Origin of the sequence: Pseudomonas machongensis (genome assembly GCF_034961125.1) — a bacterium.
Lineage (GTDB): Bacteria > Pseudomonadota > Gammaproteobacteria > Pseudomonadales > Pseudomonadaceae > Aquipseudomonas > Aquipseudomonas machongensis.
On the sequence record NZ_JAYFUI010000034.1, the window covers coordinates 15,538 to 28,717 of the forward strand.

General features: G+C 63.5%; 15 protein-coding genes. 9 read left to right on the top strand and 6 right to left on the bottom strand.

What is annotated here, in order from left to right; all coding sequences use genetic code 11:
- Positions 1-28: 28 nt before the first annotated feature.
- Both VA602_RS01245 and VA602_RS01250 read left to right on the top strand, forming a co-directional pair.
- Positions 29-1,285, top strand: a complete 1,257-nt coding sequence (locus VA602_RS01245) for a D-amino acid dehydrogenase (protein WP_323452256.1) — start codon at positions 29-31, stop codon at positions 1,283-1,285.
- 74 nt (positions 1,286-1,359) lie between these two features.
- Positions 1,360-1,527, top strand: a complete 168-nt coding sequence (locus VA602_RS01250) for a DUF2986 domain-containing protein (RefSeq protein WP_323452257.1) — start codon at positions 1,360-1,362, stop codon at positions 1,525-1,527.
- A 121-nt stretch (positions 1,528-1,648) separates the two neighbouring features.
- On the opposite strand, the gene VA602_RS01255 is transcribed toward VA602_RS01250, so the two are convergent.
- Positions 1,649-2,161, bottom strand: a complete 513-nt coding sequence (locus tag VA602_RS01255; protein WP_323452258.1) for a nuclear transport factor 2 family protein — start codon at positions 2,159-2,161, stop codon at positions 1,649-1,651.
- 150 nt (positions 2,162-2,311) lie between these two features.
- On the opposite strand from VA602_RS01255, the gene VA602_RS01260 reads away from it, so the two are divergent.
- Complete coding sequence (locus tag VA602_RS01260; protein ID WP_323452259.1) at positions 2,312-3,781, top strand: MFS transporter; 1,470 nt, start codon at positions 2,312-2,314, stop codon at positions 3,779-3,781.
- A 12-nt stretch (positions 3,782-3,793) separates the two neighbouring features.
- Here VA602_RS01260 and VA602_RS01265 read toward each other — a convergent pair whose 3' ends face one another.
- The 4 genes from VA602_RS01265 to VA602_RS01280 all read right to left on the bottom strand — a co-directional run bounded on the left by VA602_RS01265 (position 3,794) and on the right by VA602_RS01280 (position 8,404).
- Positions 3,794-4,651: a LysR family transcriptional regulator gene (locus VA602_RS01265; protein WP_323452260.1), complete on the bottom strand. Its 858-nt coding sequence runs from the start codon at positions 4,649-4,651 to the stop codon at positions 3,794-3,796.
- Positions 4,652-4,746: 95 nt separating this feature from the next.
- A complete protein-coding gene (locus VA602_RS01270) occupies positions 4,747-5,145 on the bottom strand; it encodes an NUDIX domain-containing protein (protein ID WP_054891454.1) in 399 nt (132 codons plus the stop codon).
- A 165-nt stretch (positions 5,146-5,310) separates the two neighbouring features.
- A complete protein-coding gene (locus VA602_RS01275; protein WP_125929693.1) occupies positions 5,311-7,500 on the bottom strand; it encodes an OsmC domain/YcaO domain-containing protein in 2,190 nt (729 codons plus the stop codon).
- Positions 7,501-7,585: 85 nt separating this feature from the next.
- Positions 7,586-8,404, bottom strand: coding sequence for a substrate-binding periplasmic protein (locus VA602_RS01280; RefSeq protein ID WP_323452261.1), 819 nt, complete (start codon positions 8,402-8,404; stop codon positions 7,586-7,588).
- Between the two features lie 234 nt (positions 8,405-8,638).
- Between VA602_RS01280 and VA602_RS01285 the strand changes: the two genes are divergently transcribed.
- From VA602_RS01285 to VA602_RS01310, 6 genes are all read left to right on the top strand, one after another.
- On the top strand, positions 8,639-8,869 hold the full coding sequence (locus VA602_RS01285; RefSeq protein WP_323452262.1) for a carbon-nitrogen hydrolase family protein: 231 nt from the start codon (positions 8,639-8,641) through the stop codon (positions 8,867-8,869).
- Positions 8,870-8,968: 99 nt separating this feature from the next.
- Positions 8,969-9,382, top strand: coding sequence for a GFA family protein (locus VA602_RS01290; RefSeq protein ID WP_125929690.1), 414 nt, complete (start codon positions 8,969-8,971; stop codon positions 9,380-9,382).
- Between the two features lie 322 nt (positions 9,383-9,704).
- Entirely contained in the window at positions 9,705-10,694 is a 990-nt protein-coding gene (locus VA602_RS01295; RefSeq protein ID WP_323452263.1) for an aliphatic sulfonate ABC transporter substrate-binding protein, read from the top strand.
- A complete protein-coding gene (locus VA602_RS01300; RefSeq protein WP_153773882.1) occupies positions 10,691-11,521 on the top strand; it encodes an ABC transporter permease in 831 nt (276 codons plus the stop codon). The genes VA602_RS01295 and VA602_RS01300 overlap by 4 nt, the downstream gene beginning before the upstream one ends.
- A gap of 4 nt (positions 11,522-11,525) precedes the next feature.
- Positions 11,526-12,269 (top strand): ABC transporter ATP-binding protein, encoded by a 744-nt coding sequence (locus tag VA602_RS01305; RefSeq protein WP_054891460.1) that lies wholly within the window; start codon positions 11,526-11,528, stop codon positions 12,267-12,269.
- Between the two features lie 117 nt (positions 12,270-12,386).
- Positions 12,387-12,638, top strand: a complete 252-nt coding sequence (locus VA602_RS01310) for a hypothetical protein (protein WP_054891461.1) — start codon at positions 12,387-12,389, stop codon at positions 12,636-12,638.
- Here the strand turns inward: VA602_RS01310 and VA602_RS01315 are convergent, their stop codons facing one another.
- Positions 12,639-13,127 carry a winged helix-turn-helix transcriptional regulator gene (locus VA602_RS01315; RefSeq protein ID WP_323452264.1) on the bottom strand — a complete coding sequence of 163 codons (489 nt, stop codon included), beginning with the start codon at positions 13,125-13,127 and terminating at the stop codon, positions 12,639-12,641. It lies immediately after the preceding gene.
- Between the last annotated feature and the right edge of the window lie 53 nt (positions 13,128-13,180).

Genomic DNA, 13,180 nt, shown 5'->3' on the forward strand with positions numbered 1-13,180 from the left:
GCAGTGGCACGATTTCAGGAGAAGGCACATGCATGTAGTGGTCGTGGGGGGTGGGGTCATTGGCCTTTCGAGTGCGCTGTACCTGGCGCGCGAAGGGCTTCAGGTCACGCTGGTCGAACGCAACGAGGACATCGCCCTGGAGACCAGCTTCGCCAATGGCGGGCAGCTGAGCTACAACTACGTGGCGCCCCTGGCCGCCCCTTCGGTGTTCGCCAACCTGCCCAGGTGGTTGCTGGCCAGCGACTCGCCACTGCGCCTGCAGCCACGCCTGGATTTCCAGCAATGGCGCTGGTGCCTGGCCTTCCTGCGGGCATGCCGGGCAAGCCGGGTCGAGCGCACGGTAAGCGAGATGCTCAGGCTGTCCCAACGCAGCCAGATGTTGCTGGAGCAGTTGCTGCAACGGACACCGATCGATTTCAACCTGCGCCAGACCGGCAAGCTGATCATCCATCGCAGCCAAGCTTCGCTGGGCGCCGCAGTCAGGCTGGCCGAACTTCAGCAACAGGCGGGGTCGCAGCAACGCCTCCTGACACCCAGTCAATGCAGCGACCTTGAGCCCACCCTGTCAGGGGTGGTCGGGCAGCTTGCCGGCGGCATCTTCACCCCCGCAGAAGCCACCGCAGACTGCAGGTTGTTCTGCGAGGGGCTCAAACGCCATCTGGATGGCATGGCGAATGTGCGCTTCAAGCTGGGCCAGGCCGTGAGCGGTTTCACCAAGATGGGCAAGCGGATTACTGCGCTGAAGCTGGGCAACGAAACCCTTGAGGCCGACGCCTTCGTCATCGCCTCGGGCATCGCCAGTGTCGGCTTGCTCAAACCGCTGGGCATAAGCCTGCCGCTCTATGCGCTGCGCGGTTACAGCCTCAGCGTGCAGCTCGCCGATGCCAACGCCCTGCCCCGGCTCAGCGTCACCGACGCCAGTCGCAAGATCGTCTACGCACCGCTAGGCAGTACCCTGCGGATCGCTGCGATGGTGGATATGGGCGTGCGCTCGGCCGAGGCGCCGAAGCGGCGCATCGACCTGCTGAAAGCGCAAGTGTCGGAACTGTTCCCCGCCCTGGACCTGCGCCGGGCCCAGGCATGGGCGGGCCTGCGCCCTGCCACTGCGTTGGGCAAGCCGATCATCGACCGGGCGCCAGAGTGGGAGAACCTGTGGCTGAACGTCGGCCATGGCGCGCTGGGCTTCACTCTGGCTTGCGCCAGCGGCGAGATGATCGCCCGGCGGATCATTCAGGGCAGGCCGCACGAAAGCGATGCGCCCTTCTCGTTGGCGGCACATCGATAACCTTGTCCATCAGGACCGGCAGCGCTAAGCTCGCCGCGTTTTGCCAGTGGATGCGCTCAAGGGGCGCGAAAAACATGAATCGTCAGAAAAAGATCAAGCAACTGTTGAAGGCTCACGCCAAGAAAGCCAACGCCAAACTGGCGCCCAAGAGCAACAAGCCCAAGTACATCAGCAAGGCCGACCGGTTGAAGCTGGAGGCCGAAGCCGCCCAGGAGCCGGAGCTGGCGGTGGCGAAGGACTGAAGGTGTTTTCGCAAGCTGGCGGGGCGCTGTCTTGCTGTTCCAATGAACGCCCGCGATCCGCTCCTACAGTTGGTCTGCGCACCTGTAGGAGCGGTTGCACATCAGAGCAAGGCTATTGATTTCAGGAGCGAGCGAACGCCTGCGAACCGGCAGTGGGTTTCCAGTTTTGCAGTGGCACCAGGAACATCAGCTCGAAGCGGCGCTCAGTAAAACGCCATTCTCCGTCGCGGCGCTCGAAGCGGTCATGGTACAAACCAGCGGCCTGCACAGGGCCTTGTTCGATGTCATGGAACAGACAGTCGGCCTGTGAGATCGCGGTGGCGCTTTCGCCATCAAGCTCGATCAGCGGGTTGGCCATCCAGTGATGCATGTGCGGCATTTTCCGCCACGATTCTCGAGCCATGGCCAGAATGCCCTCGCGCCCGGTTCCGTGGCCAAATCCTGGCAAATCCAGGGTTGCATCAACATGCCAGATGCTTTGCAGCAGTGCCTCATCCACGCGGTCGTAGGCCTGGGCGTAGGTCCAGATCAGCGACTCGATCGCCAAGCGGCTTTCCATGCGGTCCAGGCGTTTTTCCAGGGTTTCAAGGTTCATTGCAACGATCTCCTGCAGGTCTATGGAGCCGGCGCTCACAGCCGGTTGTCCGAGCCATTGTGCGAGTCGCAAGGCATTGACGGGACTGTCATTTCTGCAGTTTCAACGTTCATTTTTGTAAGGGGGTAAAGCGTTGACCCCACCTGCAAGCGCTTCCTAGCATGGCCCCCTCTTTTGCGAGGGCCTTGCATGAAAAACCCACCTGATATCGACCACTCACTTACGCTGGCGCCTGACGACAACGCAGCCGGGCCAGACAAACATCGCTGGGCGATGTTCGTGGTCCTGCTTGTCGGGGCATTCCTCCCACCGCTGGACTTCTTCATCGTCAATGTGGCGCTGCCATCGATACGCAGCGACCTGAATGCTTCGGCATCGGCCGAGCAACTGGTCATTTCCGCCTATGCCGCGCTTTATGCGGTAACGCTGATCACCGGTGGCCGGCTGGGCGACCTGCATGGCCGCGGACGCATGTTCTTCATCGGCCTTGTCGGCTTCACCGCCGCCTCGTTGCTCTGCGGGTTCGCTGCCACGCCCTGGATGCTGATCACTGGCCGTGCGCTGCAAGGCATCACCGCGGCAGTGATGGCGCCACAGGCACTGGCCTCGGTACAGGCGATCTTCCCCGAGGCGGAAAAGCCCCTGGCGCTGAGCCTGTATGGTGCGGTGTTCGGTCTGGCCAGCGTGATCGGACAGGCACTGGGCGGTATCCTGATTTCGCTCGATCTGTTCGGGCTTGGCTGGCGGATGATCTTTCTCATCAATCTGCCGGTCGCGCTGCTGGTCATCCTCTTCGGCATTCCCTTGATCAAGGAGACTCGCGCCAGCCATGCGCGCAGGCTCGATCTCGGCGGCATGGGCCTGTCGATGCTCACACTTGCCACGCTGATCGTGCCGTTGATCGAAGGCCGTGAGGCCGGCTGGCCACTGTGGGCGTGGCTGTCGCTGATCGCCTGTCCATTGCTCGGCTGGACCTTCTGGCGCCACCAGGCCCGCCTGGCCAGCGCGGGGGGAGCGCCCTTGCTCGATCCGGCCGCGCTGCGCGTGCCGGGGCTGCGCCGGGCATTGCTGGTCGCCCTGTCGTTCTACACGATCGGTGCCTTCTTCCTGCTTTTCTCGATCTACCTGCAAGGTGCATTGCATGTAAGCGCGCTGCATGCAGGCCTGGTCTTCCTGCCCTTCGGCGCGGGTTTTCTCATCGGGCCGTTGACCGCACCGTTGTGCACACGCGTGCTGGGCCTCTACACCAACGCCGTTGGCCTGGCATTGATGGTTGCAGGCCTGGTCGCACTCGCAGGTCTCATTACCCTCACACCGGGCAACCCTGGCCCGCAGCCCGCGATCTTTGCCGTCGTGCTATTCGTCATCGGCTTCGGCCAGGGATTGGCGATGCCGACCCTGATGCGCATGATCACAGGGCGCGTCGCCCCAGCGTTGTCCGGGATGATGGCCGGTGTCACCAGTTCGACCTTGCAAGTGAGCACGGCGCTCAGCGTGGCGGTGGTCGGCGGCATATTCTATGGCGTGCTAGGCACCGACACCGACCCGACCGCCATCAGTCATGCCTTCACCATTGCGCTGCTGTGCATGGCCGCTTGCCTGGTGTTGGGCGCAGGATTGAGTTTTACCCTGGCACGCCGCCCCGCATCAGCCCGGTAACGGTGCCTGCACTCACCCAGCATCGCCAAGCATCTCCACCACCAGATCGGCCAATGCCCGCAGCCGGTCCATCTGGCGCATGTCCTGGTGATAGCCCATCCAGATCTCACGGTCTGGTGGCGGCTCGCCGATATCCAGCCGGCGCAGCAACGGCGACTGGTCGCCGATCGCTCGCGGCAGCACTGCAACACCCAGCCCTGATGCACATAGCCGCGCCTGCACACTGCGGCTACTGCTGGTGAATACAGTCCGCGCCTTGGGGAAGTGCGACTGCAACCAGTGGACGTCAGGGTAATGGGATTGGGCCGTATTCATGGTGACAAGACCGAGCGCCTCACCGCCCTCGCCGGGATCGAAGGCTTGGTGCTCGGCCTGGTACAGCCCATAGTGCAGGGTCATGAGCCGACGCTGAACGATGTCCGGCTCGGTGAACGGGACGATGCGAAAAGCAATTTCGGCATCCCGGCGCGCCAGGTCGAACAATCGATGGCTGGGGATCACCTCGGCCACGATCAACGGATAGCGGCGATGCAACTCGTGCAGTACAGGCGCCAGCACGAATCCTGCGAACCAGTCTGCACAGGCGATGCGCAGCAAGCCCTCAGGCTGTTCGCCTACTCCGGCGATACGCCGTTCGATGGCCAAGGCGCTGCGTTCCATGTCTTCGGCCAGGTCAAGAATGCTCTCCCCGGCCGCGGTGAGTACCAGGCCCTCGCTGGTGCGACGGAAAAAAGCATGACCGTTGCTCTGTTCGAGCACCTGCAGGCGCCGACCTACGGTGGGATGACTGACGCCCAACTGCTTGGCGGCCGCCCCGAGCGAGCCGCTGCGGGCAATCGCCAGGAAGACGCGCAGGTCATTCCAGTCCATGGGATACCTCCTACAGAAATGAACGGTGAAGATGCAGTAATGCGGGCCCCGTCACAAGTCTCGGCTACCATCGCCAAGCCAAGCGGTGTTCGGTATCAGGCTGCCCAGGCCGACAGCGCCGGAATCTGGCAGGCGAGCAACGCCTCAGCCGCTGGATTGAGCGGCGCACGCGCCAGCCCACGGCGCTCGATCCATGTACACGCGGCAATTTCTCTGCGCGCACATGGGCGATCGCCGGGGTGAAGGTGGGTGGTGAAGATGTAATGGAGAACCCCGGCCACTTCCAAGGTGCACAGATGCAGCAAACCGTGGTCGCTCAGACCGGTTTCCTCATGCAACTCTCGGGCTGCCGCCTCATGCGGCTGTTCGCCTCGCTCGATGACGCCGCCCGGGAAGTTCCATTTGCCGCCTTTCTTGCGCACGAGCAAGACCCTTCCTTTGTCGAAGCAGATGATCGTCGCTCTGTGTTTGGCGGGAGGGGTTGTCAGCGGCATCGGATTAGCTCGTCACACTTGTCACGGATATATGACAGTTTTGTTACATGATGGACAGGCAAATCTGACGCCAAGTTCAGCCAAATGGACACATGGCTGAGGGGATTGGTACAAAAAAATAGGCGAGAGGGTAGCTACGTACCCTCTCTTGGGCTGAAGCGGGCCTCAGCCCGCCGCCCGGGCTCGCGCCGCATGCAGCTTCTTGTAGCTCTCGACCAGACGCAGGTGGCGGTCCAGACCTTCAAGTTTCAGGCTGGTTGGGGTCAGCCCGTAGAAGCGCACGCTGCCGTCCACCGAGCCGAGTGCCGCGTCCATGCGCTCATTGCCGAACATGCGCCGGAAGTTGGAGACGTAGTCGTCCATCTCCAGCTCGTCGTCCAGCACCACTTCCAGCACCACGTTCAGCGCCTGGTAGAACAGCCCGCGCTCGACGGTGTTGTCGTTGAACTGCAGGAACATCTCCACCAGTTCCTTGGCCTCCTCGAAACGCTGCAGCGCCAGTTGGATCAGCAGTTTGAGCTCGAGGATGGTCAGCTGGCCCCACACCGTGTTGTCGTCGAACTCGACGCCGATCAGCGTGGTGATGGTGGTGTATTCGTCCACCTCGACCTGTTCCAGGCGCTTGTACAACAACTTCAGCGAGCGGCTGTCGAGGTTGTGCAGGTTGAGGATGTCGGCACGGAACCCCAGCGCGCGGTTGGTGTTGTCCCAGATCAGGTCCTCGACTGGGTAGATTTCCGAATAGCCCGGCACCAGGATGCGGCAAGCGGTGGCACCGAGGTCGTCGTATACCGCCATGTACGCCTCCTTGCCCAGCCCTTCCAGAATGCCGAACAGCGTCTGCGCCTCCTGCTCGTTGGAGTCTTCGCCCTGGCCCGAGAAGTCCCACTCGACGAACTCGAAGTCGGCCTTGGCACTGAAGAAGCGCCACGACACTACGCCGCTGGAGTCGATGAAATGCTCGACGAAGTTGTTCGGCTCGGTCAACGCATGGCTTTCGAAGGTCGGTTGCGGCAGATCGTTCAAACCCTCGAAACTGCGACCCTGGAGCAATTCGGTGAGACTGCGCTCCAGCGCCACTTCAAAGCTTGGATGCGCGCCGAACGAGGCGAACACCCCGCCGGTGCGCGGGTTCATCAGGGTCACGCACATCACCGGAAACTCGCCGCCCAGCGAGGCATCCTTGACCAGCACCGGGAAGCCCTGCTGCTCCAGCCCCTGGATACCGGCGACGATGCCCGGGTACTTGGCCAGCACGTCCTGCGGCACGTCCGGCAGGCACAGTTCGCCTTCGAGGATTTCGCGCTTGACCGCCCGCTCGAAGATTTCCGACAGGCACTGCACCTGGGCTTCGGCCAGGGTGTTGCCGGCGCTCATGCCGTTGCTCAGGTAGAGGTTTTCGATCAGGTTGGACGGGAAATACACCGTCTGCCCGTCGGACTGGCGCACGAACGGCAGCGAGCAGATGCCCCGGGCCTTGTTGCCCGAGTTGGTGTCGTACAGGTGCGAGCCGCGCAGTTCGCCATCGGGGTTGAAGATCTCCAGGCAGTACTCGTCGAGGATCTCCTGCGGCAGCGCGTCCTTCGGGCCAGGCATGAACCACTGCTCGTTCGGGTAGTGCACGAACGGTGCGTTGGCGATGTCCTCGCCCCAGTACTGATCGTTATAGAAGAAGTTGCAGTTCAGGCGCTCGATGAACTCGCCCAGTGCCGAGGCCAGCGCAGCTTCCTTGGTCGCGCCCTTGCCGTTGGTGAAGCACATCGGCGACTGCGCGTCGCGCACGTGCAGCGACCAGACGTTGGGCACGATGTTGCGCCAGGAGGCGATCTCGATCTTCATCCCCAGATCGGCCAGGATCGCCGACATGTTGGCGATGGTCTGCTCCAGCGGCAGGTCCTTGCCGGGAATGTAGGTGGTGGTGTCGGACACCGGCATCAGCAGCGCCTGGGCATCGGCGTCGAGGTTGTCGACCTCCTCGATGATGAACTCAGGGCCGGTCTGCACCACTTTCTTCACGGTGCAACGGTCGATGGAGCGCAGGATGCCCTGGCGGTCCTTCTCGCTGATATCCTCGGGCAGCTCGACCTGGATCTTGAAGATCTGGTTGTAGCGGTTTTCCGGGTCGACGATGTTGTTCTGCGACAGGCGAATGTTTTCGGTGGGGATGTCGCGGGTCTGGCAGTAGAGCTTGACGAAGTACGCCGCGCACAGCGCCGAGGAAGCCAGGAAGTAGTCGAACGGACCAGGCGCCGAGCCATCGCCCTTGTAGCGAATGGGCTGATCGGCGATCACCGTGAAGTCGTCGAACTTGGCTTCAAGTCGGAGATTGTCGAGAAAATTGACCTTGATTTCCATGCGGGCACACCAGCGCGTAAAACGAAATGGGCGCCATTATCCGGGTTTTTCGCTGGGAAGTCTTGCCGCAGCCACACCGCCCTGATCAAGGCGCTGCCACGTTCTCCTGCTGCTGGCGCCAAAGCGCCAGGTTTCGTGCAACCAGGCGCTGCGGCAAATCGCTGGACACGATCTCCCTCATCTTCGCGGCCAGTTGCTCGCGCAACTGCGGCCGGTTGCACGGCGAGTCGTGGGACATCGCCAGGTACAGCCCCTCGCTGGACACCGGAGGCTCGAGCACCTGCACCTGCTCGTCGACCTTCAGCACGCGCGCCAGGGCCATGCCTGGAAACTGCTCGAAGATCACATAGTCGCTACGCTTGTGCAGCAGCTTCTCGAACGCCTGCCTGGCGCCGGGCACTGCCTCCAGGTTGAGGTTGGTCCGGGCGAACTCGTCGAACTGCTCGCCATGGCTGTTGTTGACCAGTACCCCACCCTTGAGCCCGCGCAGATCGTCCCAGCCTTTATAGGCGAAAGCGCTGTCGCTGCGCACCCAGACCACGCTTGGGGTGTGCAGGAACGGCGGCTCGATGAAGTTCACCTCGTTCTGCCGCGCGCGGGTCAGGAAGTAGCCCGCCAGAAGATCGACCCGCCCGGTACGCACTTCTTCCTGGGCGCGTCCCCAGGGCCCGGAATATTTCACTTCAACATCCAGCCCCAGCTCATCTGCCAGGTACTTGAGCAGATCGGCATTGGCCCCGACGAGGTGCTGCGGGTCCTGCGGGTCACGCCACAGGTAAGGTGGATACTCGGGGTTGCCGGTGGCGGTCAGGCGCGTGCAGTCATCGACCGCCAGCGCCACCTGCGGCAATACCGCGAAGGTCAGCGACAGCAGCAAGGCCCGACAGGAACGGCGCTCGATCATTGATGGCCCTCGTCTGAATAGAACAGCAGGGAAAAAGCGATGACTGACCGACAGGCGACATGAACAGCGACAGGCTTAACACAGTCTGGACCAGAAACCGTCAGCTGCCAGCAATGGTAGCTGCAAGATGCCATTCGTCGGCGCATCATGCCATCACCGAACCCGTTCGGCTGCGCCTGCGACTATTGTTCACCGCCCTGCTGGCCATAACGGTCAGACCCTGTAGGCTGTGCTGTGGCCGCGAACGTTTCCGGCGCCTACGTCATCAGCGCCAACCGCACCGGGCAGGCTGCACAGGGCCAGCGCTTTGGCGGCCACGGCATGGCGTACTCCCCCTCTGGCCAGCCCCTGACCGTCGCCGCCAAGGCTGACGACCACGGTTTGTTGCAGGTCGTACGGATTGACCTGGAGCAGGCTCGGCGACAAAAACGCGAATACCCCTGTTACTTGCAGAACGTCGATTGAACGCCATCGCCGCCACGGCTGGACGAGAAATGACACAATGGCCTGATAACGGCCGCATGCCGTCAAGCAAAGGACTTTTCAAGGATGGTGGATGCGGGTATGGCCGAAGTGTACAAAGGAAGCTGCCTGTGTTCAGCGATCACCTATGAACTGCTGGTACGTCCCAAGGCCGTGAGCCATTGCCATTGCGGTCAATGCCGCAAGGCGCACGGGGCGATGTTCGCCTCCTACGGCAGTGTGCCGCGGGAGGCCTTGCGGATATCGAGCGGGGCCACGGATATCAGCGCCTATGCCTCATCGGCCTCGGTACTGCGCGAGTTCTGTGGCCGATGCGGATCGACACTGTTCTGGTCGCGCTCACAAGGCGCGTTCAGTGATTGGGTTTCCGTGGCACTGGCAACACTGGACACGCCGTTCGAGGCCGCCAAGCACAAGCATGTGCATGTTGGTGACGAACCGCTGTGGTATTGGCGCGCCCCCGACATTACCAGTGATACCCCAACCCCAGATTGATCGCGTAGTCCCCACGCACCGTGCCTCCCGGCCCTTGGACCTCGGCAGACGTGGCGCGGGCAAAGGCTTCGGCCGCCAAGGCCATGGCTCAACATGGCCGATCAGCACCTTCGCTGTCTCCGTGGCCATCCGGCCTGCCGGCGCGCAGCGCTGACCTGCTGCCCCTTCAACTGTTCGCCCTGCAACAGCAGGGCAACACTTTGCCCGACTCAGCACAGCTGTCAGCCCCGGTTTACGCGCCCACCTGCGCAAAACCAGGGCCTGGCGAGATGGCACGCTGCCTGCAACCGCTCCTGATCCCTCTTCTCGACTGGATCGCCCCATGCGTCTGTTTGCCCAAGCCCTGCCCAGCGCCCTGAAGTCGCTGTCTATTGCCGGCCTCGTTGCCCTGGCCTTCAATCCTGTCGCTCACGCCGAAACCGCGCCCAAGGAAGTCCGCCTGGACTACGCCTACTACTCCCCCGTAAGCCTGGTGCTCAAGCATTTCGGGTGGTTGGAAAAAGCCCTGCCTGACTCCAAGGTCACCTGGGTGTTCAGCCAGGGCAGCAACCGCTCGCTGGAATACCTCAACAGCGGCGGTGCCGACTTCGGCTCTTCGGCCAGCCTCTCGGCGGTGCTGGCCCGGGCCAACGGCAGCCCGATCAAGTCGGTGTACGTCTACAGCCGCGCCGAATGGACCGCGCTGGTGGTGGCCAAGGACTCGCCGCTGAAGACACTTGACGACCTCAAGGGCAAGAAGATCGCCGCCACAAAAGGTACCGACCCGTACCTGTTCACCCTGCGTGCACTGGAAAAGGCCGGGCTGAAAAAGGACGACGTCGAGCTCTTGCACCTGCAGCACCCCGATGGCCGCACCGCACTGGAGAAAGGCGATGTCGATGCCTGGGCCGGCCTCGACCCGCACATGGCCGCCAGCGAACTGCAAGCCGGCTCACGCCTGCTGTACCGCAACAAGGACTTCAACAGCTATGGCGTGGTCAGTGTCACCGAGACCTTCGCCAAGCAGCATCCACAAACCATCGCCACGGTGATCAAGGCGTACGAGCAGGCACGCCACTGGGCAGTCGCACACCCGGACGAGTTCGCCCGCCTGTTGGCCGATGAATCCAAGCTCCCGCTGGATGTGGCCAAGCTGCAGCTGTCGCGTACCGACCTCTCGGCGCCACAACTGACCGAACAGGACGTAGCAGCCTCCAAGGCCGCGGCGCCGATCCTGGTGTCGGAGGAGCTGGTCAAGCGTGGCGCCGACGTCAACGCCGTGATCGACCAGCTGATCGACCCGTCCTTCGGCAAGGCCAGCATCGAGCGATGAGCCTCTCCACGCACACTCGCAGCGTGAGCGCGCCGGCGCCCGCCACTGCCGCCTCGCCCTGGCCACGTCGGCTCAAGGGCCTGGCGCTGCCTCTGGCGATCATCCTGCTGCTGGAGGCCGTCGTGCGCCTGGGCTGGATCGCCTCCTACCAGATGCCCGCCCCCAGCGAAGTGGCGCAGACCCTGGTGCAACTGGCCGACGGCGCGCTGTGGAAACACATCGGTGCCAGCCTGTCGCGGGTGTTGGCCGGCTTTGCCATCGGCGCCGCCCTGGGGCTGCTGTTCGCCGCCTGGGTGGGCCTGAGCCGTGAAGCCGAGGCGTGGCTGGAACCGACTTTCGCCAGCCTGAGGGCGATCCCGAGCCTGGCCTGGGTGCCGCTGTTGCTGCTGTGGCTGGGCATCGGCGAGACCTCCAAGGTGACACTGATCGCCATCGGCGCGTTCTTCCCGGTGTACCTGAACGGCGTGGCCGCGATCCGCAACATCGACCGCAAGCTGGTCGAGGTCGGGCGCATGTATGGCTTCGGCCCATTGCGCCTGGCCCGGCGCATCCTGCTGCCGGCCGCGATACCCGGCGTATTCACCGGTCTGCGCAGCGCCCTGAGCCTGAGCTGGATGTTTCTCGTCGCCGCCGAGCTGATCGCCGCCACTCGCGGCCTGGGTTATTTGCTCAGCGACGGCCGGGAGACTTCACGACCGGACCTGGTGCTCGCGGCGATCATTGTCCTGGCCCTGCTCGGCAAACTCAGCGATGGCCTGTTGGCCGGGCTGGAACAGCGCTGGCTGAACTGGCGCGACACCTTCGACGGCACGGACCGAGGAGCCTGAATCCATGAACCAACCCTTGCGCGTTGCCGCACCGACGCCTGCACCCTTGCTCGACCTGCGCGTCGAGCACAAGGCATTCGGCGCCACTGCGGTACTGGGGGCGGTCGAGCTGCAACTGCAACCCGGCGAGATCGTCAGCCTGCTGGGCCCCAGTGGTTGCGGCAAAAGCACCCTGCTGCGCCTGGTGGCGCAACTGGACCGCGACTTCGTTGGCCATCTGCAGCAACGCCCGGAACAGGTCGGTTTCGTGTTCCAGGAGCCGCGCCTGATGCCCTGGTTGAGCGTGGCCGACAATATCGGCTTCAGTGAGGACCGGCGCTACGACCGTGCCCGGGTCAACGGCCTGATCGACGAGGTGGGCCTGGGCGGCTTCGCCGATGCGCTGCCCAAGGCGCTGTCCGGCGGCATGGCCCAGCGCGTGGCCATTGCCCGCGGGCTGTACGGCCAACCACAACTGCTGTTGCTCGACGAGCCGTTCAGCGCCGTGGATGCCTTTACCCGCTTCAAGCTGCAGGACCTGTTGCTGGACCTCGCACGCCGCCACCGCATCGCCTTGCTGGTGGTCACCCATGACGTGGACGAGGCGCTGTACCTGAGCGACCGCGTGCTGGTGATCGGCAACCGGCCGGGCACTGTCTGCCGCGAGCTGAGGGTCGGCCTCGGCTACCCGCGCGAGCGCCAGGACGAACGCCTGGCTCGTTTGCGCGGCCAGGCGCTGGAAGCCCTGCACAGTGCGCGGGTGATCTGAGCCAGGCGCGTTCATCGATAGTGACTATCGAGCACGACGATTTCTGCCCGGCGGCCGTGCTCGATAACCTGTGTTCAACGACTCGCTAGACGACTCCTCGAACCAGGAAACCCGCCGATGAACGCCACCGCCCGCCTGCTGCTCGCTGCCCTGGCCGCCCTTGGTATCGCCGCACTTGCCGGCTGTGCCAGCCATCCCGAACAACGCCCTTATACCGCCGAGGAAACCCGCCAGTTACAGCTCGAGGCGCTGCAACGCCGAGGCCTGTCGCAACAGGAATACGAACATCAGCGCGCTGCGATCCTGCGTGCCGACCAGGTGGAAGTGGCCGGCGACGGCCTGCGCCAGGCACCCGCCCTGCGCGGCTGATCAGCCCTCGCGACTGCGCTGCAGCCGCGCCCGCATCCCCTCGCTGGCGCCAGGCCCCTGCACCAGTTCGCACGCCGACCAGGGCACCACGCGCCCGGATTCCACTTCAACCATCATCGGCTGCAAGGCCTTGCCCGTGCCCTTTTCCACCACCTGCACACTGATGGCCTCAGGCGCAAAATGCCGATTGCCCCAGGCGATCAGCGCATAGAGCACACCCTGCAGGTCGCGCCCCCGTGCGCTGGGCAGGTATTCATGGCGCAGGGGCCGGGTGCTGTAGGCATGACGTTCGAGCAGGCCGGCCTCCACCAGCGCATTGAGCCTGCGGGTCAACATGCTCGGAGCGATCTCCAGGCTTTTGGCGAAATCGTCGAAGCGGCTCAGGCCCTGCAAGGCATCGCGCATGATCAACAGGCTCCACCACTCCCCCACGTGTTCAAGGCTCAGGGCGATAGGGCATTCGGAATCCACAAGCGTCTTGCGTTGCATCGGGCAGGCTCACCACGGGTTTGTGAAATATTCGGGCTGGATGTTACTTCTAT

Coding starts and splice junctions, on each gene's coding strand:
- VA602_RS01245 (WP_323452256.1), top strand. CDS start 29: ATGCATGTAGTGGTCGTGGGGGGTGGGGTCATTGGCCTTTCGAGTGCG.
- VA602_RS01250 (WP_323452257.1), top strand. CDS start 1,360: ATGAATCGTCAGAAAAAGATCAAGCAACTGTTGAAGGCTCACGCCAAG.
- VA602_RS01260 (WP_323452259.1), top strand. CDS start 2,312: ATGAAAAACCCACCTGATATCGACCACTCACTTACGCTGGCGCCTGAC.
- VA602_RS01265 (WP_323452260.1), bottom strand. CDS start 4,651: ATGGACTGGAATGACCTGCGCGTCTTCCTGGCGATTGCCCGCAGCGGC.
- VA602_RS01270 (WP_054891454.1), bottom strand. CDS start 5,145: ATGCCGCTGACAACCCCTCCCGCCAAACACAGAGCGACGATCATCTGC.
- VA602_RS01275 (WP_125929693.1), bottom strand. CDS start 7,500: ATGGAAATCAAGGTCAATTTTCTCGACAATCTCCGACTTGAAGCCAAG.
- VA602_RS01280 (WP_323452261.1), bottom strand. CDS start 8,404: ATGATCGAGCGCCGTTCCTGTCGGGCCTTGCTGCTGTCGCTGACCTTC.
- VA602_RS01290 (WP_125929690.1), top strand. CDS start 8,969: ATGGCCGAAGTGTACAAAGGAAGCTGCCTGTGTTCAGCGATCACCTAT.
- VA602_RS01295 (WP_323452263.1), top strand. CDS start 9,705: ATGCGTCTGTTTGCCCAAGCCCTGCCCAGCGCCCTGAAGTCGCTGTCT.
- VA602_RS01300 (WP_153773882.1), top strand. CDS start 10,691: ATGAGCCTCTCCACGCACACTCGCAGCGTGAGCGCGCCGGCGCCCGCC.
- VA602_RS01305 (WP_054891460.1), top strand. CDS start 11,526: ATGAACCAACCCTTGCGCGTTGCCGCACCGACGCCTGCACCCTTGCTC.
- VA602_RS01310 (WP_054891461.1), top strand. CDS start 12,387: ATGAACGCCACCGCCCGCCTGCTGCTCGCTGCCCTGGCCGCCCTTGGT.
- VA602_RS01315 (WP_323452264.1), bottom strand. CDS start 13,127: ATGCAACGCAAGACGCTTGTGGATTCCGAATGCCCTATCGCCCTGAGC.